19 protein-coding genes are annotated in these 24364 nt (G+C 68.3%); 11 read left to right on the forward strand and 8 right to left on the reverse strand.

The annotated features are described in order from the left end of the window. Positions 1-9: 9 nt before the first annotated feature. Together CQW49_RS10145 and CQW49_RS10150 are read right to left on the reverse strand one after the other, a co-directional pair. Entirely contained in the window at positions 10-1341 is a 1332-nt protein-coding gene (locus CQW49_RS10145) for a TldD/PmbA family protein (RefSeq protein ID WP_003613491.1), read from the reverse strand. A gap of 100 nt (positions 1342-1441) precedes the next feature. Then, positions 1442-4123 carry a sensor histidine kinase gene (locus CQW49_RS10150; protein WP_003613490.1) on the reverse strand — a complete coding sequence of 894 codons (2682 nt, stop codon included), beginning with the start codon at positions 4121-4123 and terminating at the stop codon, positions 1442-1444. Positions 4124-4440: 317 nt separating this feature from the next. Here CQW49_RS10150 and queC point away from each other — a divergent pair, with 317 nt between their 5' ends. Next, complete coding sequence (gene queC / locus CQW49_RS10155) at positions 4441-5157, forward strand: 7-cyano-7-deazaguanine synthase QueC (protein WP_003613489.1); 717 nt, start codon at positions 4441-4443, stop codon at positions 5155-5157. 7 nt (positions 5158-5164) lie between these two features. Here the strand turns inward: queC and CQW49_RS10160 are convergent, their stop codons facing one another. The 3 genes from CQW49_RS10160 to CQW49_RS10170 are packed head-to-tail and all read right to left on the reverse strand — an operon-like array spanning position 5165 to position 6903. Next, positions 5165-6115, reverse strand: a complete 951-nt coding sequence (locus tag CQW49_RS10160; protein WP_003613488.1) for a polysaccharide deacetylase family protein — start codon at positions 6113-6115, stop codon at positions 5165-5167. 6 nt (positions 6116-6121) lie between these two features. Further along, positions 6122-6631, reverse strand: coding sequence for a GNAT family N-acetyltransferase (locus tag CQW49_RS10165; RefSeq protein WP_003613487.1), 510 nt, complete (start codon positions 6629-6631; stop codon positions 6122-6124). Next, on the reverse strand, positions 6628-6903 hold the full coding sequence (locus tag CQW49_RS10170) for a type II toxin-antitoxin system TacA family antitoxin (protein WP_003613486.1): 276 nt from the start codon (positions 6901-6903) through the stop codon (positions 6628-6630). The genes CQW49_RS10165 and CQW49_RS10170 overlap by 4 nt, the downstream gene beginning before the upstream one ends. A 76-nt stretch (positions 6904-6979) precedes the next feature. Between CQW49_RS10170 and CQW49_RS10175 the strand changes: the two genes are divergently transcribed. The 5 genes from CQW49_RS10175 (at position 6980) to CQW49_RS10200 (ending at position 11594) form a co-directional block, all read left to right on the forward strand. After that, entirely contained in the window at positions 6980-7426 is a 447-nt protein-coding gene (locus CQW49_RS10175) for a GNAT family N-acetyltransferase (protein ID WP_003613472.1), read from the forward strand. A gap of 111 nt (positions 7427-7537) precedes the next feature. Continuing rightward, entirely contained in the window at positions 7538-8020 is a 483-nt protein-coding gene (locus CQW49_RS10180) for a hypothetical protein (protein ID WP_003613470.1), read from the forward strand. Between the two features lie 395 nt (positions 8021-8415). After that, positions 8416-8760: a hypothetical protein gene (locus CQW49_RS26170; protein ID WP_065083576.1), complete on the forward strand. Its 345-nt coding sequence runs from the start codon at positions 8416-8418 to the stop codon at positions 8758-8760. Between the two features lie 120 nt (positions 8761-8880). Further along, positions 8881-10608, forward strand: coding sequence for an AsmA family protein (locus CQW49_RS10195; RefSeq protein ID WP_003613466.1), 1728 nt, complete (start codon positions 8881-8883; stop codon positions 10606-10608). 2 nt (positions 10609-10610) lie between these two features. Further along, entirely contained in the window at positions 10611-11594 is a 984-nt protein-coding gene (locus CQW49_RS10200; RefSeq protein WP_157926083.1) for an efflux RND transporter periplasmic adaptor subunit, read from the forward strand. Between the two features lie 94 nt (positions 11595-11688). Here the strand turns inward: CQW49_RS10200 and CQW49_RS10205 are convergent, their stop codons facing one another. After that, positions 11689-12699, reverse strand: coding sequence for a TraB/GumN family protein (locus CQW49_RS10205; RefSeq protein WP_003613463.1), 1011 nt, complete (start codon positions 12697-12699; stop codon positions 11689-11691). Positions 12700-12922: 223 nt separating this feature from the next. Here CQW49_RS10205 and CQW49_RS10210 point away from each other — a divergent pair, with 223 nt between their 5' ends. Further along, positions 12923-14413: a caspase family protein gene (locus CQW49_RS10210; protein WP_003613461.1), complete on the forward strand. Its 1491-nt coding sequence runs from the start codon at positions 12923-12925 to the stop codon at positions 14411-14413. Positions 14414-14428: 15 nt separating this feature from the next. On the opposite strand, the gene CQW49_RS10215 is transcribed toward CQW49_RS10210, so the two are convergent. Continuing rightward, a complete protein-coding gene (locus CQW49_RS10215; RefSeq protein WP_099831879.1) occupies positions 14429-16444 on the reverse strand; it encodes a tetratricopeptide repeat protein in 2016 nt (671 codons plus the stop codon). A gap of 134 nt (positions 16445-16578) precedes the next feature. Between CQW49_RS10215 and CQW49_RS10220 the strand changes: the two genes are divergently transcribed. The 3 genes from CQW49_RS10220 to rpmB all read left to right on the forward strand — a co-directional run bounded on the left by CQW49_RS10220 (position 16579) and on the right by rpmB (position 19115). Continuing rightward, positions 16579-18216: an autotransporter domain-containing protein gene (locus tag CQW49_RS10220; protein WP_003613457.1), complete on the forward strand. Its 1638-nt coding sequence runs from the start codon at positions 16579-16581 to the stop codon at positions 18214-18216. 126 nt (positions 18217-18342) lie between these two features. Next, positions 18343-18537, forward strand: a complete 195-nt coding sequence (locus CQW49_RS10225) for a hypothetical protein (RefSeq protein ID WP_003613455.1) — start codon at positions 18343-18345, stop codon at positions 18535-18537. A 281-nt stretch (positions 18538-18818) separates the two neighbouring features. Beyond that, complete coding sequence (rpmB, locus tag CQW49_RS10230) at positions 18819-19115, forward strand: 50S ribosomal protein L28 (RefSeq protein WP_003613454.1); 297 nt, start codon at positions 18819-18821, stop codon at positions 19113-19115. Positions 19116-19590: 475 nt separating this feature from the next. On the opposite strand, the gene cobT is transcribed toward rpmB, so the two are convergent. Further along, on the reverse strand, positions 19591-21510 hold the full coding sequence (gene cobT / locus CQW49_RS10235; protein ID WP_003613448.1) for a cobaltochelatase subunit CobT: 1920 nt from the start codon (positions 21508-21510) through the stop codon (positions 19591-19593). 282 nt (positions 21511-21792) lie between these two features. On the opposite strand from cobT, the gene CQW49_RS10240 reads away from it, so the two are divergent. After that, positions 21793-24270 (forward strand): putative bifunctional diguanylate cyclase/phosphodiesterase, encoded by a 2478-nt coding sequence (locus tag CQW49_RS10240; RefSeq protein ID WP_003613445.1) that lies wholly within the window; start codon positions 21793-21795, stop codon positions 24268-24270. The last annotated feature ends 94 nt before the right edge of the window (positions 24271-24364 follow it).

The following is a 24364-nucleotide window of genomic DNA, read 5'->3' on the forward strand; positions in this document are numbered from 1 at the left end:
GCTCCGCCTCTAAATCCCGCTCGACCGCGACGAGAACTCGAACTCCTCCACCATCATCGGCGGCGCGCTGATCGCCGCGTCGCCGCCCATGTCGGTGGAGACGCGCACGCTCGGGCCGATCGCGGCGACGCGCGAGAAGATGTGCACGAGGCTCTCGTTGAAACGCATGTTGCGCGCCGGCGCGACGATGCGGCCATTCTCGATCAAAAAATTGCCGTCGCGCGTCAGCCCGGTGAGCAGCAGGCTGCGCGGATCGAGCATGTTCGTGTACCAGAAGCGCGTCACCAGCACGCCGCGGCGCGTCCCGGCGATCATCTCGTCGAGGCTCGTCGTTCCGCCTTCGAGCGTGAAGCTGCGCGCCGCGGGCGCAGCCTCGCGCCCGGTCTTCTGCGCCCAGAAGCGCGAGCGCTTCAGCTCGCGCAGCACGCCCTTCTCGATCCAGCGGCGCGGCTGCTGCGCGAGCCCTTCGTCGCCGAAGGCGGCTTCCGGCGCGATCGCATCCTGCGGGCCGGAGCGCAGCGTGATCGCCTCGTCGAACAGCTTCTCGCCGATGCGCGAGCCGCCGGGCGCGGAAAAAAAGCTGCGGCCTTCGTCAGCGGCGCGGGCGTCCATCATCCACAACAGCCAGCGCGCCAGCTCGCCGACCGCGAAAGGCTCGAGGATCACCGTATATTTCCCGGGCTCGAGATCGACCGGCTCCGCCGTCTGCGCGGCCTTCTCCGCGGCGCGGCGGCCGATCGCGGCGGCGTCGAGCGCGCTCGCCGCGAAAGCCCGCCCGCCGGCCCAGCCGGACCAGAGATCGTCCATCGTGCGCGCCGTCGTCGCAAGGTCGACGGAGGTCGTCGCGTCATAAGCGAAGAGGCCGTTGCTCGTCGCCATCGCCTCGAAGCGGCGGCCAGAGCCGGCGAAGCCGAACATGTTCACGCCGCGCGCGCGCCCTTCGGCGATGATGCGCCCGGCGGCTTCGGCGAGATCGCCGAGCCCCAGCGCCGCCGTCGCCTCGTCGTAGCGGGCGCCGGCGAGATAATTCTGCGGGCCGAGCGGGGCCATGAATTCCGGGTCCTCCGGCATCATCCGCGCGATTTCCTCGGAATGCGCCAGCGCCCGCAGGAGCGCTTCGCGCTCGAGGCCGCCGATCGAGACCGAGCCCGAGCGCGCGCCGATATGGGAGGTGACGCGCAGCTGCGCCCGCGCCGTCGCCACATTGGTGGTCGCGCCGCCGCCGGCGAAGCGCAGGCTATGCTTTTCCGAACCCTCGACGAAGATCGTGCAGGAATCGGCCCTCGAGCGGCCGATCAGGCTTTCGGTGAGGGATTTGACATCGTCACGGGTCAGGAACATGGCTCGGCTCTGGTCTTCGGCTCGGCGACTGGCCGACGCGCCCCGATCGTCGCATAGCACGCCGATGCGGCGAGTCGAGAGCAGCGCCGGTCGTCCGCCCTCACGCCCCGCCGCGCGGCTCGGCCGCGGGAAAGCGCATCAGCATGCGCGTTCCCCGACGCCGCGCCGCCGGGCTCTGTGCGACGATCGCGCCGCCCATCGCCTCGACGAGGCCGCGGCAGATCGACAGGCCGAGGCCGGTGCCGGCCTTGCGGCCGTCGACGCGGCCGCCGCGGTAGAATTTCTCGAAGATGCGCTCCAAATCCTGCGGCTTCACGCCGGGCCCCTCGTCGGTCACCGAGAGCGCCAGCTCGCCGCCCTCGCGCCGCGCATAGACGGCGGCCGAGCCGCCGCCATATTTCTGCGCATTGTCGAGCAGGTTGAACAGAACCTGCCCCAAGAGATGGGCGTCGCCGCGAATGGGCGGAAGATCGCGCGCGAGGCTCGCCGTGACGGTGAGCCGGGGGAGCTCTTTGCGAGCGCGCTCCAAGGCGCCGCGCACGACATCGCCGATGTCGACGAGCTCGCGGCGCGGCGCGAGCGCGCCCGATTCGATGCGCGACATGTCGAGCAGATTGACGACGAAGCGCGACAGCCGCCCCGCCTCCTCCTCGATCGAGGCGAGAAGATCGGCGCGCTCCTCCGCGGTCATCTTCTCGCCGAGCTGGCGCAGGCTGGTGACGGCGCCGATGATGGCGGCGAGCGGCGTGCGCAGATCATGCGAGAGCGACGACAGCAGCGTCGTGCGCAGCCGCTCATTCTCCTCGAGCGCCGCGGCGCGCACCGATTCGCCGACCAGCAGCGAGCGGTCGACGGCCACCGCCGTCTGCTCGAGAATAGCGGTCAGCATGCGCTCGGTCTGCGCCGAGAGCGGCTCGGAGGGATCGCGCGGCTCGATTCCGGCGACGGCGACGACGCCGCGGGTCGTCATCAGCGGATGGAACTGGAATCGCACCCTGGGCAGAGTGTCGGTGCGCCAGCCGGCCGGCTCCGCCTTGTCGCGCGCCCAGCGCGCCGCGCCCGCCTCGCCGGCGTCGAGCTCGTCGACGGGCGGCCAGGCGGCGGCAATGCGCAGATCGGCGTCGCCCGGCACGAGCAGCACGACGCTCTTGGCCTCCAGCGCCTTCTGCGCGTGATTGGCGGCCGCCCACAGCACATCGTCGAGATTGGCGGCGCTCGCCAGCTTGCGCGAGAGATCGAACAAGGATTGCGCCGCCTCGGCGCGCGCGCGCATCGCCTCCGAGCGCGAGCGCGCCCGGCCGGCGAGCGTCCCCGTCACCATGGCGATGGAGAGAAAGACGAGCAGCGACAGGAACTCGCGCGGCTCGCTGATCGAAATGTCGTAGCGCGGCTCGACGAACAGAAAATCGAGCGCGAGAAACGAGAAGATCGACGCCGCCGTCGCCGAGGCGACGCCGAAGCCGAGCGCGCAGGCGACGACGGAGGCGAGAAAGATCAGCGATGGATCGGGAAGCGCCAGCCAGCGCTCCGCCAGCGCGGCGACGCCAGCCGCGACTGCAGAGGAGAGCAGCGCCGCCGCGACGCCGAGCCAGAACCGCCGATGCGGCGGCGCGACGCGGCGCATCGGCTCGGCCGGCGCGCCGCCATCGGTGATGATCTGCACGGCGATGTCGGTGGAGCGCCGCACCAGCTCCTCGGTCAGCGATTTGCGCGCGAGCCGTGCGAACCAGCCGGCGCGCGAACGGCCGACGACGATCTGGGTGATGTTCTCGCGCCGGGCGACGCGCAGCGTCTCGGCTGCGAGGTCCTGGCCGGAGACGCGCAGGGCCTCGCCGCCGAGGCGTTCGGCGAGCCGCAGCGCCTCGTCGACGCGGCGGCCCTCGGCCGGATCCTGCTCCTCGCCGGGGCGCTCGACATGCAGCGCCAGCCAGGGCGCGTTGAGCGCCGTCGCCGCGCGCGCGCCGGCGCGCACGACGCGCTCGCAGAGGCGATCGGCGCCGACGCAGACGAGCAGCCGCTCCGATGTCGCCCAGGGGCCCTCGATCGCGCTCTGGCGCAGATAATCGACCATCTGGTCGTCGACGCGATCGGCGGTGCGGCGCAGCGCCAATTCGCGCAGGGCGGTGAGATTGCGCGGGGTGAAGAAATTGCGGATGGCGCGCTCGGCCATCTGCGGCACATAAACCTTGCCCTCTTTGAGCCGCTGCAGCAGCTCGTCGGGCGTGATGTCGACGAGAATGACGTCGTCGGCGTTCTGCAGCACGAGATCGGGCACGGTCTCGCGCACCGCGACGCCGGTGACGCGCGAGACGATATCGGCGAGCCCTTCGAGATGCTGGATGTTGAGCGTCGTCCAGACATCGATCTCAGCCTCGAGCAGCTCCTCGACGTCCTGCCAACGCTTAGGGTGGCGACAGTCGGGCGCATTGGTGTGGGCGAGCTCGTCGACGAGGATGATGCGCGGCTTGCGCGCGAGCGCCGCATCCACGTCGAATTCCTCGAGCGCGCGGCCTCGATAGTCGATTTTGCGCCGCGGCAGGCTCTCGAGACCGTCGAGCAGCGCCAGCGTCTCGGCGCGGCCATGCGTCTCGGCGACGCCGACGACGATGTCGCAGCCGTCGGCCTTCGCCGCCTTCGCCCGCGCCAGCATCGCATAGGTCTTGCCGACGCCGGGCGCGGCGCCGAGGAACACGCGCAGCTTGCCGCGCTTCTCCTGCTCCGCCAGAGCCAGCAGCGCGTCCGGGTCCGGGCGCCGCTCGGAGCCGTCCGCCGTTTCCGCCATGCGTCGCTCCCTGCCGCCATCGCGCCGCCTCCGGCTTCTCCATCTGGGCGCCGTCGTCGAGCGGGACCATATTGCATGAAAGGCCCGAGTGAGCGAGGCGGTGGGCAGTCGGACACTGGCGTCACCTGATGATAACATTATTCAACAACAGCGATCCTGATACGAGCCAACGGAAGCCAGGGCCGTCATTGCGAGCGAAGCGAAGCAATCTAGAGCCACGGGGCGGCCCGCTGTCGCTTCGTCGCTGCGCTCCTTGCAATCGTCGCGGCTTCACATGACGCCGTAGAACGCCTACTCCCCACCGGAACGAGGCCGCCATGACCATCGCCGATCCACCCGCCGACGCCTCCGCCCTGGTCCTGTTCTCGGGCGGGCAGGATTCGGCCACCTGCCTCGCCTTCGCGCTGTCGCGCTTTGCCCGCGTCGAGACCATCGGCTTCGATTACGGCCAGCGCCATCGCGTCGAGCTCGACCAGCGCGCGGTTCTGCGCGCGGGGATGGCTTCGCTGTCGCCGCTGTGGGCGGAGCGGCTCGGCGAGGATCACACGGTCTCGATCGAGGCGCTCGGCGCCCTATCGGAGACCGCGCTGACGCGGGAGGCCGCCATCGCCTTCGATTCGACCGGCCTGCCCAATACCTTCGTGCCCGGCCGCAATATTCTGTTCCTCACCTTCGCCGCGGCCCTCGCCTATCGGCGCGGGATCGGCGATCTCGTCGGCGGCATGTGCGAGACCGATTATTCCGGCTATCCCGATTGCCGCGACGCCACGATCCGCGCCGTCGAAACGGCGCTGCGCCTCGGCATGGACCGGCCGCTGACCATCCACACCCCTTTGATGTGGATCGACAAGGCCGCCACTTGGCGGCTCGCGCGGGAGCTGGGCGGCGAGGCGCTGGTCTCGCTCATCGTCGAGGAGAGCCACACTTGTTACCTCGGTGAACGCGGCAAACGCTTCGACTGGGGCCATGGCTGCGGCGAATGCCCCGCCTGCCGGCTACGCGCCGCCGGCTGGGAGAATTTTCGCGCCGGCTGAGCGCCCCTCATTCCGGGGCTTCTTCGATCGGCCGGAACGGTCGCGCCAGCCGGCCCGACGCCAGCAGGCGCTCGAACAGGCGCAGCCCGGCGGGCTCATTGCCATTGGGATGGACGAGCACGATCGAGCCCGGCCGCGGCGGCGGCGACAGCACCAGCCAGGCGTCGGCGCCGAGCGCGATCAAATGGCGCCGCCGCAGCGCCTCGAGGAGGCCGGCATCGGCGATGAGGCCCGGAAATCGGAAGAACACCGAGGGCGTCGCGCCCTTCTCGATCAACAGCCGCTCGGTCGCAAAAACCTCTGCGTCGAGATCGCTTCCCGGCCGCATCAGATAATTGCGCGTCTCCGCGAGGCCGCGAACATAGGGATGGGAGTAGGAGTGGTCGACGAAGGAGACGGCGAGCGCGCCGCTCTTCGCCTTCTCCATCAGCCAATCGAAATCCTCGCCATGGCCGGCGAGCCAGCGTCCCGAGATCGAAAGGGCGATCGGCGCGCCCGGCGCGGCCGCGGCGAGACGCTCGAGGAAGCCGCGGTCGAGCGGCCTGTGGCTCGGGCAGAGATCGCCGGTGAGGAAGGAGCCGCCGCCCGCGCCATGGGCGAGCCCGGCGTTGGCCGAGACGCTGCGCCCGTCGGCGAAGCCCGCGGCCGCCCCCTGCGGCCTCAGCGCGCGCAAAAACCGCGTCGACGCCTGCGCCGCTTCATCGGTCTCCGCGCAGCGCCAATCGGCGGCCGGCGCGACGGCCGTGGCCAGCGTCTCGGAGTCGACGGTCAAAAGGGCGTCGGCGCCGTCGAGGCGCATGCGTCGGATGGCGAGGCGCGACGCCCCGGCCGCGTCGCGGCACGCGAGAAAGACCGGCCGATAGTCCGCGACCCGGCGCGACGCCGCGTCGGCGTCGCCGCCCGACATTGCGGCGAGCGCCGCGAGAACGAAGGCACGTCCGCTACGTGATCGCCGCATCGCAGCTCATTTCTCCCCGCTCAGAATCCGCATCGCTGTCGCTATCGGCAAAAATAGCGACTGAGGACGACTCGAAAAGGCGCGAAAACCGAGCGCTTGGTAAAAGCCGGCCGCCGTTTCGTCCTTTGCGTCGACAATGAGCGCGAAGGCTCGCGTGTCGCTCCTCATCACCCTCAGAGCCGCGTCGGCGAGAAGCGCGCTCGCGAAGCCCCGCTTCTGAAAACGCAAATCCACAGCCAGCCGCCCGATGAGCGCCGCGGGCAGCACGGGATAGCGAGGAAGCCGCTTCAGACTTTCGGCAGGCAGATCGCCGGCGGGAACGCTGGAGGCCGAAAGAGTATAATAGCCGGCGATCGAATTCGTCTGTGTTTCCACCAGCACGAAACAGCTCGCCATGAACCGCTTCACATCCTGGCTTGCGCGCTCGCGAAGATAGGAGTCGAGAGATTCGGCGCCGCAAGCAAATCGCTTCCGATCCTGCGCGTCGAGCGGCTCGATGACGAAACCGCCCGTCACTTCGAGCTTTCGATCAACTCACGATGACGTTGAAATGCGCGGCGCAGCGCCGCCGTCGGCTCGGGTGGGTCGAGAATAGCCTCGACGAAAGCCCGTTGATCCTCGAGCGAGAGGCGGATCACATGAGCCTGCTCGATCCGGCGCTCCGCCGCTTCCTGCACCGCGGAGACGATGAAATCACTCACGCTCCGTCCGTCGAGCTCAGCGGCCCTCTTGAGCAGCGCTTGCAGGTCGGGCGTGATACGGGCTTCGAGGCGAGCGGTCTTGGTCATACACGCATGTACGGCAATTTGCCGTATTTAGTCAATCCTGTCTGCCGCCTCGCGACGCCCCATGTCGGATACGACCATGAACGACGAACCTCCCGAGACGCCGCCCCTTCGCCTCGTTTTTCACGAGCTCGACCGCGAGAGCCCGGCCGTCGCCACGGCGCTCGGCGCCGAGATCGCGGCCCGCTTCGCCCCGCGGAACGAGCTCCCGCTCTCCATTCTCGCCCATGATGAGAGTGGCGCGCTGCTCGGCGGCCTCAATGGCGTGTCCCATTGGCGCTGGCTCTATATTCGGCATTTGTGGGTCGCGCCGCAATGCCGCAGCCTCGGTCTCGGCGCGCGCCTCGTCGCTCGCGCCGAGGCGGCGGCGCGGGCGCGCGCCTGCGTCGGGCTCTATCTCGACAGCTTCGATCCGCGCGCCGTCGCCTTCTATGAGCGCTGCGGCTTCGGCCGCCGCGGCGAGATCGTCGGTTTTCCGCCCGGCCACAGCCGGGTGTTCCTGGCCAAGGCGCTGGCGCCGGCCTGAGCCGAAGACTGGCTTCGAAACTGCATGGGCCGCACTCGGGCCGGCGGCCTCGGACGCTTTCGCACAAAGCGAGGGCGCGCGCCCGGCTGCTTCGGCACGAGAGCGCGCGGCATGGCGGACAAAGAGGAATGGGTCGTCTGGAACGGCTCGCTCGGAGTTCTCGACAAGGTGGCGATCGGCCGCGTCGAGGCGGGCGAGGCCGGACGCATGGCCTATCTCGCCGATCCTTATGGCGTCGTCGGCCCTTTCAGCCTCGACGAGCTGGAGCGGGAAGGGCGCATCGCCTTCGGCGCCTGCTTCGTGATGTCGAGCCAGCGCTGGAAGGAGGATCAGGTCGAGCTGCGCCTCCAGGGCCGCGCCCAGCGCCGCGCCTATCAGGCTCGTTTCAGTTTCGACGACGACGAGGATGATCAAGAACACCGCAAGGCGCTCAACCTGCCGCTCGAAGGCGATCTCGACCCGGCCGAGATCAGGGCCGCCTTCCGCCGCGAGGCCAAGACAGCCCATCCCGACGCCGGCGGCAGCGACGAGCAATATCGCCTCATCGCCGAGGCCCGCGACGCGCTGCTGGAGCAATTCGCCGGAGTCTCTTGACGAGAGGCGCGCTGCGACCGAGCCCGGCGCGCTATGCACATCTCGCTGGGAGACCGACTCGCGCGGCCAGAGTCGGCCAATGAAGCAATTATTTCGCCGTGTCGCCTAAGGCCGGATCTTCGAGCGCGGCGAAATCGACGAAGCGCCCTCATCAACGACCGCGCGCGGAGCCGGCGCCGGCTCGCTCCGCGCCGCCTTCTCTCCCGCCGCTTCCTTGCGCGCGCCCGCTGTGCTAGCTTGATGGAAACGCAGCGTCCGTGGGCGCTCGTTGGTTTCAGGGCGAAAGCCGATTTGCACCTCGAGGTCGGCGCGGCGAGGACCGACAGGGCCAGCGCAGGTCTCGCAATGTCTCGCAACGGCGCCCTCGCAACGGCGTCGGCGCCGAGAGTGAGGGTATGAAAATGAAGATCGCGATCATTGTCCTCGGCTCGCTCATTCTGGCGGGCCCGGCCGCGGCGGTGGAGCGCGGCACCGCCTCCGAGCGCGCCGCCTGCACGCCCGACGTCTTCCGTCTGTGCATGTCCGAGATCCCCAATGTCGACGGCATCGTCGCCTGCCTCAAGCGCGAAAAAGCGCATCTGAGCAATGCGTGCCGCACCGTCATGGCGAAGGACGACAAGCATGTCGCCACGCGCTCGATCCGGCCGGACGACAACGAGTGGTGCGTCTTCGACAAGGAGCCCGCCTCCACCGACGAGGTGTGGCGCAACTGGTGCCAGAGCAAGACGCGCATCCAGTGACGCCGCGCGGATGAAGCTCGCCCGCCCCCTGTCGACCTCGCCCGTCGCTCTGCAGCCCTGCCGAGGCGCCGAACGCTCGTGTCGCATCGAGCCGCTCGGAGCCGGAAAGGGCGCGACGCGGTGAAACTGTCCCGTGTTCTCGCCGGACCGATCATTCTAGCCGCCGCCGCCGCGATCGGCGTCGTGTCCTGGCCGCGCGTCTCGGAAAAGCTGCTGCGCCACCTCGAGCAGCGTCTCGGCGCGGAGACCGGCCTCGTCTGGTCCATCGGCGCCGTCGATATCGATCTTGCGCCCGGATTGGCGCTGCGCGACGTGAGCGCGCGCGAGGCGGGCGCCGCGACGAGCGGGCCGCCGCTGCTTTCTGTGCGCGAGGCGACGCTCACCGGCGATCTCTCGGCGCTGCTCGGCGACGCGGGCGGATGGCGCGCCTCGCTCGGCGGCGTCGCGCTCCGCCTCACCCGGCCGCAACGGACATCCGAGCCGCTGGACATCGCCGCCGCGGCGCTCGCACAGCCGCTGCCGCATCTTTCGGCGCTGAAGGCCGCAGCGCGCGGCGTCGAGATCGACGACGCGGACGCCGGCGCCCTCGCCGCGCGCGCGGAGGGGCTCGATCTCTCGGGCCGGTTCGCGCCCGCGGCGAAAATGGCCGCGGTCGATCTTTCTCTCGAGACGAAGACGCGATCGGCGTCCCTCGGCTTCTCCTGGCCGCTCGCCGAGGGGGCGGCGAAGCTCGTCGTCGCGCCGCGCGCCGGAGCGGGCGAGCGCGTCGAGGCGACAGGAACACTCTCGCTCGACGCCTCGCGCCTGCGGCTCGCGAAGATCGACGGCAGGGTCGGCGACGCGCCCTTCAGCGGCGACGCCACGCTCGATCTCTCGTCCGAGCCGATCCTCGTCGCCGATGTCCGCGCGAGCCGCGTGGTTCTCACCGACGACTCCGCCGGCGCGTCGCTGCGCGTCGCTCCGGAGGTGCGGCAGGGCGCGCATGTCGTCACGATCGAGGAGCTGGAGCGGATCGATCCGCGCGCGCTCGACCGGCTGCGGCTCTCGGCGACGATCGCCATCGAGGATTTGCGCATCGGCCGCATCCGGCTCGGCGGCGTCATGACGCGCACGACGGCGGCGGACCGGCTCGTGGACGTCGCGATCGACGCGAAGAGCTTCTATGAGGGCGCGCTGCGCAGCCGCTACACGCTCACGGCGCGCGACGAGACCCGCCTCGTGCATCAGCTCAGCCTCACGATCGGCGCCGCCCGGATCGGCCCCTTCATGGCCGACGCCGGCGCCGGACGCCTCCTCGACGGCGTCGCGACCTCGCGCGTCGACGTGCAGACGACCGGCGACACTTTCGCGGAGGCGCTGCGGACAGCGCAGGGCCGCGCCGAGATCGCCCTGGCCAATGGCGAGGTGAGCGGCGGCGGCGTCGGCAAGACGCTCGGCATTCCCTTCGCCTCCGAGCTGCTCGGCGCCCTGGACGACGGCTCGCTGACGCGCTTCCGCAAATTCGGCGGCTCTTTCACGATCAAAAACGGGGCGGCTTCGTCCAATGATCTGAAATTCGAATCGAAGCTCGTCGACGCCGCCGGCGCCGGTCGCGCCGATCTCGTCCAGGGCGCGATCGACTTCACCTTCAAGGCGCGCCTATCGCTCGCCGGCAAGCGCATCGAGACGCCGATCCGCGTCCACGGTCCCTGGCGCGATCCGTCGGTCGACGCCGACCTCGACGGCGCGATCGGCTCCTCGATCGACGCGCTCGGTCTGGGGGGCGCGCTGGGCAAGGGCGACGGCGACATCGGCGGCATGATCGATTCGCTCTTTTCGGGCGGCGGCCGCAAGCGAACGGGGAGATGACAGTGACGCAGCAGCATCGGGCCGCGACGCGCGGCGGAGCGAGCCGAGCGCCCCGCACGATCGGGCGCGCGCGCCTCCCGCTCTCCCTCCTCGCATTGCTGACGGCCGCGACGGCGGCGCCGGCGGCCGACAAGACGGAGCCGCCGCCCGGCGCGCTCTCCGTCTCGGTCAAGCGCGCCCGCGAAATGTGCTTCAAGGATCAGGTGGAGGTGACCGGCACGATCAGCGCGCGGCGCGAGGTCGAGGTGGGGCCGAGCCGCGAGGGCTATGTCGTCTCGCAGGTCCTGGTCGAGCCGCTGGAGACCGTGTCGGCCGGTCAGGCGCTCGCCGAGCTGTCCCCCGCCGAGGGCGCTGGCGGCGGCGGAGCCGTCTCGCTGCGCAGCCCGGTCGCGGGCGTCGTCAGCCGCAACGCCGCCGTCGTCGGCATGCCCGCCTCGCCGCGGCAGGGCGGGCTGTTCCGCATCGTCGCCAATGGCGAGATGGATTTGCGCGCCGAGGCGCCCATCGACGATCTGAAGAAGCTCTCGGTGGGACAGAAAGTGGTCGTCACGCCGCTCGGCTCCCCGGCGGCGCCGGCGAAAGTGCAGTTCATCGCGCCCTCGGTCGATCCGGCGAGCCAGCTCGGCCGCGTCAAGATCGCCATCGAGCCCGGGCGCTCGCTGCAGACCGGCGTGTTCGCGCGCGGCGTCATTCTCGTGGCCGAGCGTTGCGGAACGGGCGTGCCTTATTCCTCGATCATGTATCCGCCGGACGGCACGATCGTGCATGTCGTCGTCGACAATCGCGTCGTCGCGCGCCGGGTCGAGGTCGGCCTGCTCGCCGGCAGCGACGTCGAGATTCGCTCCGGCGTGACCGCCGATGATCTCGTCGTCATCCGCTCCGGGCCGTTCCTGCGCGACGGCGATCTCGTCGCGCCGATCCGCGTCGAGGAGGCTCCGGGCGCCGAAGCGGCGCGCGACCGCGTCTCCCGCGGCGAGACGCGCTGAGTGTTCGAGATGCGAGCCTGAAGGCTCGCGGTCCAGGGGTGCGCGACCGGACCGCGAGCCTTCAGGCTCGCTCCCTTTCGACCATGAGAGGACGCTACTCGATCCGCTCGATCTCATAGCCCGCCTGCCGGAACAGCGACAGCAGGCCTTCCGCGCCCGGCAGATGCGCCGCGCCGACCACGACGAGGGCGCCGCCGCGCGCGGCGATCGGCAAGGCGCGGTCACGCATCCGATAATTGCGCCGCGTGATCAGCCGGTCGAAAAAGACCGGCGGAATTTGCGCGCCGGCGACGAAAGGCAGCGGCTCCGCCGACCGCGTCCAGGCGAGCAGCCAGCCGAGATTCTTCTCGGCATAGCGGGCGAGCGTCGTCTCGAGCGCGTCCTCCGCCTGATCGCGCTGCTTCAGCGTCGCCGTGAGCAGGTCGCGCTCCTCGGCGCGGGTCAAGCCGTCGAGGCTCTCGATCTGCTCGAAGAAGGTCTCGAGCCCGACCACCGCCGCGCCCTTGCGCTGGCCCGCCTCCACCAGAAGAGCGTCGGCGTATCGCTGGCGATCCGAAGCCTCCGCCGCGCAGGGCGGCAGATCGAGCAGCAGCGCCAGAGCCGTGGCCTTGAGCTCGATCGCCGGCGCGCCGCCGACGCGCCGATGGCGCAGCAGCGCCTCCAGCCGGCCGAACTCCTCCCGCGCCAGCAGGCGCTCGGCGCGGCGGTCCTTGTCGGCGACCAGCGTCGCGCGCAATCGGGCGGGATCATCCTTCCCGACATTGTCGAGGTCCTCGGCGCTCTCCGCCATCTCGACGACGATCGTATCGGATTTGGCCAGCGCCTCGCGCAGCGCGGGCGAGAAATCGGTCGCCCGCGGATCGGAAAGATGCAGCGAGCCGAACACGTAAGAGGTCTTGCCGCCCGCGGTCAGGCGGAACAGACGCCCCTCCGCGAAGGGGGTCGCCTCGACCACGGCCGCCATGCGGGCGAAGGCCAAGGGGGATAGCGTCTTGAGAATAGGGAAGAGGTCGCGCCCTTGACAGGCGGCGAGCGCCGCAGGGCCGCCCCAGAGCGCCGCGGCGACCGAAAGGCCGGCGAGGCGGGCGGCCGAACGCCGCTTCATGTCCGATACGAATCGCAAGAAACAGGTCGCTCCGGCCCGCAGGAGGCGCGCCGAACCGTCTGTAGGCCAAAGCGCGCGAGCCGGCAACGGCTTCCCGTGAGCTCGCGCGCGTTAACCCGAGTTCGAACCTGCTTTACGAAGCGCTATCGAGCGATGGAGAAAATATGCTAATCGGGCGGCGAGACCGCTCGTTCGGGCTCTGGCTTCTCAGCGCGGGTGGTACATGAGGCTCGTTCGCCTTTTCGCCGTGACTTCGACGCTTCTGGCGGCGTGCGCATTCTTCACCGCCGGCGGCGCAGCGCCGTCCGGCTCGTCGCTGCAGGCGCTGCTGATCGGCAACGCCGCCTATCCGGACGGAGAGGCGGAGCTGACGACGCCCGTCAACGACGCCGAAAAACTGTCGGAAGCGCTGCAGCGCCTCGGCTATCAGGCCGAGGTGGTGAAAAATCTCGGCAAGAAGGACATGGGAGACGCGATCGAGCGCTTCCTGCAACGTCTCGATTCCGGGTCCACGGCGGTGCTGTTCTTCGCCGGCTTCGGCGTGCAGGCCGGCGGCAAGAACTATCTCATTCCGGTCGACGCGCATATTTGGAGCGAGGACGACGTCGCCTCTCAGGGCGTCTCGCTCGACGACGTGCTGGCGAAGATCGCGGCGCGCAACGTCAAGACGCGCATCGTCCTCGTCGACGCGGCGCGGCGCAATCCATTCGACACGCGCTTTCGCAGCGTGCCGCCGGGCCTCGCGGCGCCGCGCCACAGCGAGGGAACGCTCGGCTTCTATTCCGCCGTCGGGGCGATCTCCAATGATCCGCCCGCGGCCAAGAACAGCCTGTTCGTGACCGAGATCGTCCGCAAGATCGGCGAGGCCGACCGCGACGCGGCGCAGGCGCTCGGCGCCGCCCGCGACGAGATCGCGCTCCAAGCCAAGGGCCAGCCCGCCCCGGTGCTCGACAATGGCCTCGCGGCGCGCGTCTGGCTCGACGGCAAGCCCCATGCGGGCGCCCCGGCGACGAAGCCCCCGGAGACTGGACCTGCACCCACGTCGAAGCCCGAGCCCAAGTTGGAGCCGAAGCCGGACACGAAGCCGGCGACCAGTCGCGTGGAGTCGAAGCCGGAGACCAAGCTGGAGCCGAAGCCGGACACGAAGGTGGAGTCCAAGCCGGAGCCGAAGCCAGTCCCCACATGCCGGGCCAATGAGGTGAAGCCCTATTCCTCCTCGGAACTCGCGCTCAAGACCGATCTCGACGCCCGTATCGTCCGCAATCCGAGCGACGAGAGCTCGATCAGCCGGCGCGGGCAGCTGCTGGCGCTGCATCGCGCCTATCCGGCGGCGCTCGCCGATTTCGAGCGGTCGACGCGACTCGATCCGGACAATGTCGAGTCCTGGAACAATCGCTGCTGGATCCGCGCCATCGGCAATGATCTCGCGCATGCGCTGCAGGATTGCGACGAGGCGCTGCGCCGCCGGCCGAGCTATGCGGACGCGCTCGACAGCCGCGGCCTCGTCCACCTCAAGCAGGGCGACCTCAATGGCGCGGTCGAAGATTACACCGAAGCGCTGCGGGCCAACGCCCGTCACGCCTCCTCGCTCTATGGGCGCGGCCTCGCGCGCCGCAAGCTCGGACAGGCCGACAAGGCCGACGAGGATCTGACCAAGGCGAAATCGATCAATCCTTCGATCGCCGAGGACTATCGCGAATATTGCCTCGACTGAGCCCCTTAGGATGGTTCATCTGGCGACGAAATAGAAGCGCTCGCTCGACAGCGAGCCATAGGTGAACGGGTCCTGCTGGCCCCGCGTCAGCTTCAAGACCTGATCGCGGACCTTGCGAAACACCATGTTGATCTCGACGCCGGGGATGGCGACATTATCGAGCAACGCCTGGGTGAAGGGGCTGTGGTCGCCGTCGCCGTCCTCGGCGGTGTGTCCGTCGCGCGTCGCATAAGCGACCAGCGTTCCGCTGCCCGGCTCGATGCTGGGCAGGCCGACCGTCCGCAATCTCTTGTCGGCATGTTTCATCTTCTGCTCGAATGGATTGTCGCGGCAGGCGTCGAGCAGAACGAGGCGCATCTTCTTCGCCTTGTTGACCGCCAGGAGCACCCGCTCCAACGGAACGGCTTCTTTCTGCACATCCTCGTCGGTGCGCAGCTGCGCGTCGACCGGAATGAGATAAGCGCCGCCGGCGATCTGAATGCCGTGGCCGGCGTAGAAGATCACGGCCCAATCGGCCGTCGCCGCCTTCTCCTCGAAGCTCTTCAGCGCGGCGAGGAAGGAGGCGTTGGTGGCGTTGTTGATCCTGATCTGATTTTTGAAGCCGAGACCTTCGAGCTTCTTGGCGACGGCGTCCGCGTCCCTTTCGGGATTGGGCAGGGCGGGAACGGCGCGATAGGCGGAATTACCGATGATCAGCGCCACACGGACGCCGGGCGCCGCCTCGCCCAGCAGGCTCCGGACCTCGTCGAGCCCGACGCGGGCCTCCGCCTGGGCCGGCTTGGCGACGCCCGCATCCGCATCCGAGGGAAGGCTCAGCGCCTTCTCATATTCGGCCTTGGCTCCGGCGAGGTCGCCCTTCTTCTGAAGCGCCGCGCCGCGGCCGTTATGCGCGGCGACATAATCGGGAAAGATGCGGATCGCCTCGTCATAGTCCTGCAGCGCCCGATCGAGGTCGCCGATCGCGCGATAAGTGTCGCCGCGGAAGGTCAGCGCCTCCATCGAGCGCTGCGCGAGACCGATCGCCTTGTCGAGATCGAGCAGAGAGCCGCGCAAATCGCCGGCGAGTCGGCGGATGAGCCCGCGGTTCGTGTAAGGAACCGCGAAGCTCGGATTGAGCAATATGGCCTCGCTGCAATCGTTGCGCGCCTCGTCGAGCTTCGTCACGTCCTTCGACTTCAGAGCGATGTCCTTCAATGTCAAGGCGCGATTATTATAGACCTCCTCGCTCGGCTTCAGCGAGAGCGCCTTGTCGTGATCCTGGAGCGAGCTTTCGAGGTCGCCCTGCAGCCGCCAGGCCTCGCCGCGGCTCGTGTAGAGCTTCGCATTCTGGGGGTCGAGCTTGATGGCGCGATCATAATCGGCGACCGCGCCGGTGAAATCGGCCTTTCCCATTCGCGCCATGGCGCGGGCGGCGTATCCGAACGCATCTCTGGGCTTCAGCCGCACCGCCTGATCGAAGTCGGCGATGGCCTTGTCGAAATCGCGTTTGAAAGTATAGGCGTGACCGCGATTGACATAAGCGTCGACATAATTGCGGTCGATCGCCAGCGCCTTGTTGAAGTCGCCGATCGCCGTGTCGTATTCGTCCTTGTCGATCTGCGTCGCGCCGCGCAGATTATAGAGCTCGACGGCCTGCGCCCGATTTTGCTCGCCGCGCAAGGCGTCGCGCAAAGCGCGGCTGAAATCGGCGATGGCGAGATCGAGGTGGTTGAGCTCCTTATAGGCCTTGCCGCGCAGCTTCAGGGCGACGAGCATCTTGGGGTTTCGATCGAGCGCCGCGGTCAAATCTTTCAGCGCCCCGTCCAGATCCCCCATGCCGGCCTTGGCGATGCCCCGCTGGCCATAGGCCTCCGCGGCCTCCGCCTCCGTCAATTTCCCTGAGACGAGCAGCCGTGTGCAGGCGGGAATCGCGGCGTCCGGGTTTCTGGCGGCGTCGTCGATGCAGATATCGGCGTCATTGGCGAGCGCCGAGGCGGACAGCGCCGTCAGGAGGGTCAGCGCGAGCAGAGCCCTGTGGCAAATTTGCAACATATAGAACTTCTTTACCATTTTCACCTTAAGGAATCCTACGTATCGGCTGCGAATGGGGTAGTCTGATCGCGCCTGAGTTTTACGAGCAGTAAAATTGTTATAGTCGTCAACAACTTGTCAAGGGTAGCGGTGCGATGACCAACCGGGCGACACTGATTCTCTCTCTCGTGGCGTCCGCCACCCTTGCGAGCTTCCTCGAGACCAGGGCGGCGCAGGCGCAGGAAATCGGGGGAGGCGCCGGCGACGGCTCCGCCGGAGCCGTGAATCGCGATCCTGCATTGGCCGCCTTCGCCGAGCGCACCCGCAATGTGCTGTGCCCGAGCAACGCGCCGCTCATCAACGGCCAATGCTATGACGCCTCGGGCTTTTCCGGCGCCGCGGTGGCGAGTCAGGCGCTGAGCTCGCTATCTCAGTCGACGACGCAGACCAGCAACAACAGCGCCCTCGGCAAGCTCCGGGAGCGGCGCGAGCAGGAGGCGAACGAATCGCAGCCGCGGGAGACGCAGCAGCAGCGCCCCGCCGAGCGCGCCAGACCGGCTCGAGCCGAGACGGCTCAGCAAAAAACTGCGCAGGGAAAGCGCAGGGAAGCCGCGTCGGCCGGCCGCGCCGAAAAAGGCAAGCGCGTCGCGGCGGCCGAACGAAAAGCGGGTTCGGGCCCGCGCGCGCGCCGCCCCGGCGCCGCAGGCGAGCGCAAATATGCGTCGGCTCCCTCGGAGTCGTTCGAGCCGATCGGCGCGGATGGCGCGGCCGGATCGCGCTATATGCTGTTCGGAACGCCGATCCCGGTTTCTCCCGACGCCCGCTTCGGCACCTGGGTCGAAGGTTTCGGCGATTTCGAACGCCGCACCGCCGCCGGGGACGCTTATGTGCTGACAGGGCCCAATGTCGGCTCGGGGACGCTGCCGGTCCGCGTGTCCGCCAAGAGCGAAGCCGCGACCTACGGCTTCCAGATGGGTTTCGATCTGACGTCGCGGGGCGTGTTCCGTCCCAAAGACGGCCTCATCGCCGGCGTGCTGGTCGGCGCCACCCATTCCGATCTCACGCTCTCGACGAGCGCGGCCTCGTCCAACCTCGCTCTGCTCGACAATGGCTCGAGCCGGCTGCAGGCGCGCTTCAACGGCGGCTCGGTCGGCGTCTACGCGACCTATTTCAACGGCCCCTTCTCGGCCGATTTCCTGACCAAGGTCGATGTGTTCAATCTCAACGCCAGCTTCACCGACAACATCGCCTTCGCCCCCAATTACATCGACGGAGCAGGCAACGTCTATTATGGCGTCGTGCAACGCGTCACGCCCTACAGCGCGTCGAAATCCACCAACGTCAGGAACGTCAGTCTCGCCGGCAATTTGAACTATCGCCTGCCGATTTCGACGCATCTGTGGATCGAGCCGACCGTCGGCGCTCAATACACGGCCACTCTCTACGACCGCTCCGCATCGCTGCTCGGCCTCGCCGACGGCGAGCAGGTGCGGCTGCAGGGCGGCGCGCGGGTCGGCACGAATTTCCTGCTCGCCTCCACGCCGACCACCTTCACCGTCACCGGCCTCGCCTATGACGACGTGCTGATCGCCGGCGGCTTCGTCAGGGAGTTGGCGTTCAACGGCGGCAATTTCCTCGCGCAGGCGAATCAGGGCAAGGTGCGCGGCCGCGGCATCGTCGCGCTGAATTTCGATCATGGCGACGGAATTGTGTCCTTCATCCAGGGTGAGATTCGCAGCGGCTCGAATCTCATCGGCGGCGGCGGCAAGGCCGGCGTCCGGTTCAGCTGGTGACCCGGGGCGCCGTCGGAGCCCGATCGCGTCTTTCACCGAAAGCCCGGCCGCAATTTGCCGTTCCCAATCGGGTCGGCCGACGATAAGACTCTTTCCGGTCTCTCCTCCCACCGCGCGGAGACGACGATGATCAGGATCGAGTTGGAACGCGCCGTCGCCGGAAACCTCATCGAGACGCTGGAGCGCCGCCTCGAGGTGATTCAGGCGTTGGAGAAAGCCAGCGGCGCCATTGTCGTCGACGAGTTCGAGCGCGAAAAATCCGCGATCGTGCCGACCTTGATCGCGCTCGAAGCCGCGCTGAAGCTCCCGCCGCGCCAATGAACTCCCGCCACGCCATGAACTGAAGGCGAGCGTCCCGCGGCGGCGTGGTCTCGAGACGCCCGCTTCGCAGGCTCCTCGGGACGAGGGTCGGGGATATCGTCCTTCACTCGATTGCCCAGCGACGAATGCGATCCCTTGTTGACCTTTCCGCCCGCGTGCCGTTATAAAGCGCGCAACCAAGGGCTCGCCCGGGGCGCGAGACTCTTTTGCGAATTTCTCGTCATGCGACGATTTCGAAGCGCCGAGCCGCGCTGCTTCGCCCGACCGAAAGGAAGAAGAACATGTCCCGCCGTTGCGAACTGACCGGCAAAGGCGTGCAGACGGGCAATCTCGTCAGCCACTCCAATCGCAAGACGCGCACCCGCTTTCTGCCCAATCTGGTCAATGTGACGCTGGCCTCGGACGCACTGGCGCGCTCCGTGCGGCTGCGCGTCTCCGCTGCGGCGCTGCGCTCGGTCGAGCATCGCGGCGGCCTCGACGCCTTCCTGCTGAAGGCGCGCGAGACGGAGCTGTCGGACGACGCGCGCGCGCTGAAGCGCGAGATCGCCAAGAAGCTGGCCACCGCGGCGAGCGCCTGAGCGAAAAGACGGCTGACAAAACGTAAAGACCCCGCCTCCTCGAGGATGCGGGGTCTTCTGTCTTCGCTGTCCGCCCTTGCCGTCGAGTTCCCAGTCAGCTCGGCCGCAATCGCTCCGGGCGGCGTATCAGCCCCAGATCGACAAGACGACACTGAGCAGCAGGGGAAGGGAAGCCAGCGAGAAGATCGCGGCGACGCACAGAACCCTCTGGACGTCGAGCGGCTCGTAAGACGCCGCGGGCAATCCCGCATTTCGAACTTTGCCAAAGGAAATCATAACGCAACCCCCTCGTCACTTTCGTCCGCCGCGCAACAGGCGCCGGACGATCGTCACATCACGCGAACACCACGGTCGCGCCGAAACGTAAACGCAAAAGCCGCCCTCTCGTTCCCGCCGCCGACTATCGTTTCGGCGCGGTTGAGCGCTGGGCGCGAAATTAACCCGATCGAAACGAAGCGCCTATGCGGGAAATCACTCAGCGTGCGGTCGCGGCGCGACGCGCGGCGCCGGGGAAAGCGCTGCGCGTCGCCGACGCCCGCACGTTCTCATTGAACAATTCCGCCAGCTTCTCGGTCATCGCGCCGCCGAGCTCCTCCGCGTCGACGATGGTGACGGCGCGGCGGTAATAGCGCGTCACGTCATGGCCGATGCCGATGGCGATCAGCTCGACCGCCGATTTGGTCTCGATCTCCTGGATCACATGACGCAGATGGCGCTCGAGGAAATTGCCGGGATTGACCGAGAGCGTCGAATCGTCGACCGGCGCGCCGTCGGAGATCATCATGAGAATGCGCCGCTGCTCGGGACGCGCCAGCAGCCGGCGATGCGCCCAATCGAGCGCCTCGCCGTCGATATTCTCCTTCAGCAGCCCCTCGCGCATCATCAGTCCGAGATTGCGGCGCGCACGCCGCCAGGGCGCGTCGGCGGCCTTGTAGATGATGTGGCGAATGTCGTTCAACCGTCCGGGATTGGGCCGCTTGCCGTCGCCGATCCAGGCTTCGCGCGACTGGCCGCCCTTCCAGGCCTTGGTGGTGAAGCCCAATATCTCCACCTTCACGCCGCAGCGCTCCAGGGTGCGGGCGAGAATATCGGCGCAGGTCGCCGCCACGGTGATCGGGCGCCCGCGCATGGAGCCGGAATTGTCGAGCAGCAACGTCACCACCGTGTCGCGGAAATCCGTGTCCTTCTCGCGCTTGAAGGACAGCGGCTGCTGCGGATCGATGACGACGCGCGGCAGGCGCGCCGGATCGAGCATGCCCTCCTCGAGGTCGAACTCCCAGGAGCGATTCTGCTGCGCCATCAGGCGCCGCTGCAGGCGGTTGGCGAGGCGGCCGACGACCGATGAGAGATGCAGGAGCTGCTTGTCGAGATAGGAGCGCAACCGGTCCAGCTCCTCGACGTCGCACAGCTCCTCGGCCTTCACGATCTCGTCATAGCGCGTCGTATAGACGTGGTATTCGCCGCTGGCGCGGTCGAGCGGCGGCGCCTGGCCGCGCCGCGCCTCCATCGCCTCGTCGAGGTCGCCGGATTCGACCTCCTCCATCTTCTCGGTGTCGGGAGACTCGGCGGGCTCGCTCTCTCCCTCTCTCAGATCATCCTCGGAGGCCATGGCGGTCTCCATCTCGGAGGAGCCGGAGGGCGTCTCCTCCTCATTCTCGTCGCCTTCCGATTCGTCGGGATTTTTCGGCTCGTCCTGCTCGGCCTCCTCCGATTGCTCCTCGCCGCCGGCGCTCTCGCCGGAAAGATCGAGGGCCGTGAGCAGACGATGCGCCGCTTGTCCGAATCCGCGCTGATTCTCGATCGCGGCGGCGAGCTTGTCGAGCTCGGCGCCGGCGCGCTCCTCGACGAAGGGACGCCAGAGATCGACGAGCCGGCGCGCATTGGCCGGCGGCGTGAGGCCGGTGAGCCGCTCCCGCACGATCAAGGCGAGCGCGTCCTCGAGCGGCGCGTCCTCGCGGCTCTCGATGTCGCCGAGCTTGGCGCGCGCATAGCGGTCCTCGAGCATGGCGCCGATATTGGCGGAGACCCCGGCCATGCGCCGCGCGCCGATCGACTCGACGCGCGCCTGCTCCAGCGCGTCGAAAGCGGCGCGCGCCTCGAGATCGACCGGCTGCAGCCGACGATGGATCGCATCGTCGTGGCAGGCGAGGCGCAGCGCGATCGAATCGGCGTGTCCGCGCAGCACCGCCGCATCCTGGGGCGTCAGCTTGCGCGGCGGCTCCGGCAGGCGCGCCTTGGCCTTGCCGTCCGAGCCGAACAGCGCGGCGCGCTCGGGCGCGAAGGCGACCTCGAGCTCCGGCGTCCTCGCCATGGCGCGCATGGCGCCGGCGACGGCGCGCTTGAACGGCTCCTGCGGAGCCTCCCTCGGCGTAGCGGGCTTGCGATTCGTGGCCATTGGTCTTTTCTTTTGCGATCCGCGGCGCGGCTGATCCGCCCAATATAGCCGATGTTCTCCGCCCTGCCCCAAGAAACACGCGCGAAGATGGACAAGCGCGTTCCCCGCGTCTCTACAGTGATTTATTTTTGAATAATTTCAAATAGATAATGAAGTTTATGAAGTCAATATGACGACAATGCGACGCAAATAATTGAAATGTTTACGTTTTTTTCAACGCCATGGTTCAGCTTAGAGTGATCCGGGGCCCTCCCGGCTCACTCTCAGCCTTGCTCCTGCCCCATGAAGAAGATCGCCCAGCAATTTGGCGTCGCCACTGATTTCGCCGAGGTCGCGGAGCTCTGCCGGAACTGGCAGGTCGCAGCCGAGCCGGGTCGACTGCCTCCCTATGAGGAGATGGCGCTCGGCAGCCTCGGCCGGCTCGCCGACGATCTGGCGCTCGCGACGCGAGAGCGAGGCGGCTCCTATCAAATACTCTATGGCGGCGACGGCGTCGGCGCCTGGCTCGGGGCCGCGCCGCGCGGTCTCGCCGTCGACTCGCTTCCGCGCAATCACGCCGATGCGCTGCTTGATGCGCTGGGGCAGGCGCATCTGCGCGCGACGCCGGCCGGGACTCTCGCTCGCTCTATTCGCGGCGGGCTGGTGCGAACCTGCGAGATCGTCGTCTTTCCGCTCTCCAGCCGCTGGGGCGACGCGCTGTTCCTGATCTTCGTCCGCGAGCGCGCCGCGGCGCATAATCTCGTCGACGCCATCTATCGCGCGACGCGCGACGGACTCCTCACCCTCGCCGCCGTCCATGGAGCGGGGCGCAGCATCGTCGATCTGCAGATCGTCAGCCTCAATGACAGCGCCGCGCGCATTCTCGGCGGCGCCGAGCGCGATCTGCAATGGCGACGGCTGCGCGAGATCGCGCCCGAATGGATGACCAATGGGACGTTCGAACGTCTCGGCGCGATTTTCGAGGCGATGCGGCACGACGAGTTCGAGGTCGAGCGCAGCGCCGGCGGCGAGCGGACGCATTTGCGCGTCGCCGCCTCCCCGATGGGCGATCTCATCGGCCTGACGCTAACCGATGTGACCGAGCTGAAGGAGCGCGAGGCCTCGTTCCGCTTGCTGTTCGAGAATAATCCGATGCCCATGTGGGTCCATGATCCGCAGAGCCTCGGCGTCCTCGCCGTCAATGACGCGGCCGTCGAGCATTATGGCCTGCCGCGCGAGCGCTTTCTCGCCTCGACGCTGTTCGACCTCTATGCGGAGGAGGAATGGCCGGCGCTGGCGATGAGCCGGGATTATCCGGCGCGCCGTCACGCGCCCGACCGCGTCTGGTCGAACCGGACCGCCGGCGGGCGCGTCATCAAGGTGCTGAACTATGGACGCGAGCTCGTCTTCGACAACCGCCCCGCCGTGCTGCTGGCCGTCGTCGACGTGACCGAGCAGCGCGAGGCGGCGGCGCGCATCGCCCATCTCGCTCATCACGATCCGCTGACCGGCCTCGCCAATCGCACCCTGTTCCGCTTGCGGCTGTCGGAAGGACTGGAGCGCCTCGACGAAACGAGCGCGCCGGGCATCGGCGTGCTCTATCTCGATCTCGACGGGTTCAAGGATGTGAACGACGCCTATGGCCATCCCGTCGGCGACCGGCTGCTCGTCGCCGTCGCGGAACGTCTGCGCCGTCTTCTGCCACAGGGCGATCTCGTCGCGCGCGTCGGCGGCGACGAGTTCGCCTTGGTGCAATGCGGCGCGGACCGCGACGAGGCGGAGCGTCTCGCCTGCGTCGTCGTCGAGGCCCTGAGCCGAACCTATGAGATCGACGGACATCAGGTGAATATCGGCGCGAGCGTCGGCGTCTCCGTGGCGCCCAACGACAGCGACGACGCCGACACGCTGCTGAAGAACGCCGATATCGCGCTCTATCGCGCCAAGGCCGACGGGCGCGGCGTGCATCGCTTCTTCGAGCCGCAAATGGCCGCGACCATTCACCAGCGCCGCACGCTGGAGGCCGATCTGCGCCAAGCGCTGCGCGCGGGCGAGTTCCAAATCTATTATCAGCCGATCATCGACATTGTGACCAATGAGATCGTCGCCTCGGAGGCGCTGCTGCGCTGGTTCCATCCGATGCGCGGCTCGGTGCCGCCGAGCGACTTCATCCCGCTCGCCGAGGACACGGGCCTCATCGTGCCGATCGGCGAATGGGTGCTGCGCGAAGCTTGCCGCGAGGCGGCGAGCTGGCCGACGCCGATCGGCGTCAGCATCAATCTGTCGCCGGCGCAGTTCCGCTCGCGCGCGCTGACGCAGGCGGTGGTCTCGGCGCTGGCCTCGAGCGGCCTCGTCGCGCACCGGCTCGAGCTCGAGATCACCGAGACGGTGCTGCTGGCGGAAAATCACGCCAATCTGTCGGTGCTGCACCGGCTGCGCGGACTCGGCGTGCGCATCTCGCTCGATGATTTCGGCACCGGCTATTCGAGCCTCAGCTATCTGCGCTCCTTCCCCTTCGACAAGATCAAGATCGACCGCTCCTTCGTGAAGGAGCTGCCGGAGAATCACGAATGCGGGGCGATCGTGCGCGCGGTCGCCGGCCTCGGCCAATGCCTCGGCGTCGCCACAGTGGCGGAAGGGGTGGAGACGCTCGACCAGCTGGCGCGGCTGCGCCAGGAAGGCTGCACGCAGATGCAGGGCTTCCTGTTCAGCCGGCCGACGCCGGCGGCGGAGCTGCGGCGCATGCTCGCCGGGCCGGAAATCGCGGCGGCGCCTGCGGCTTGAGACCTCACGCGCATGGGGTCAGGAGAGTTCGCGAAGTCGAGACGCCGCGACGCCTCCATCGCCCCTCACCTCACCTCTCCCCGCAAGCGCACGG

The sequence above is a fragment of the Methylosinus trichosporium OB3b genome (assembly GCF_002752655.1).
GTDB classification, from domain to species: Bacteria; Pseudomonadota; Alphaproteobacteria; order Rhizobiales; family Beijerinckiaceae; genus Methylosinus; species Methylosinus trichosporium.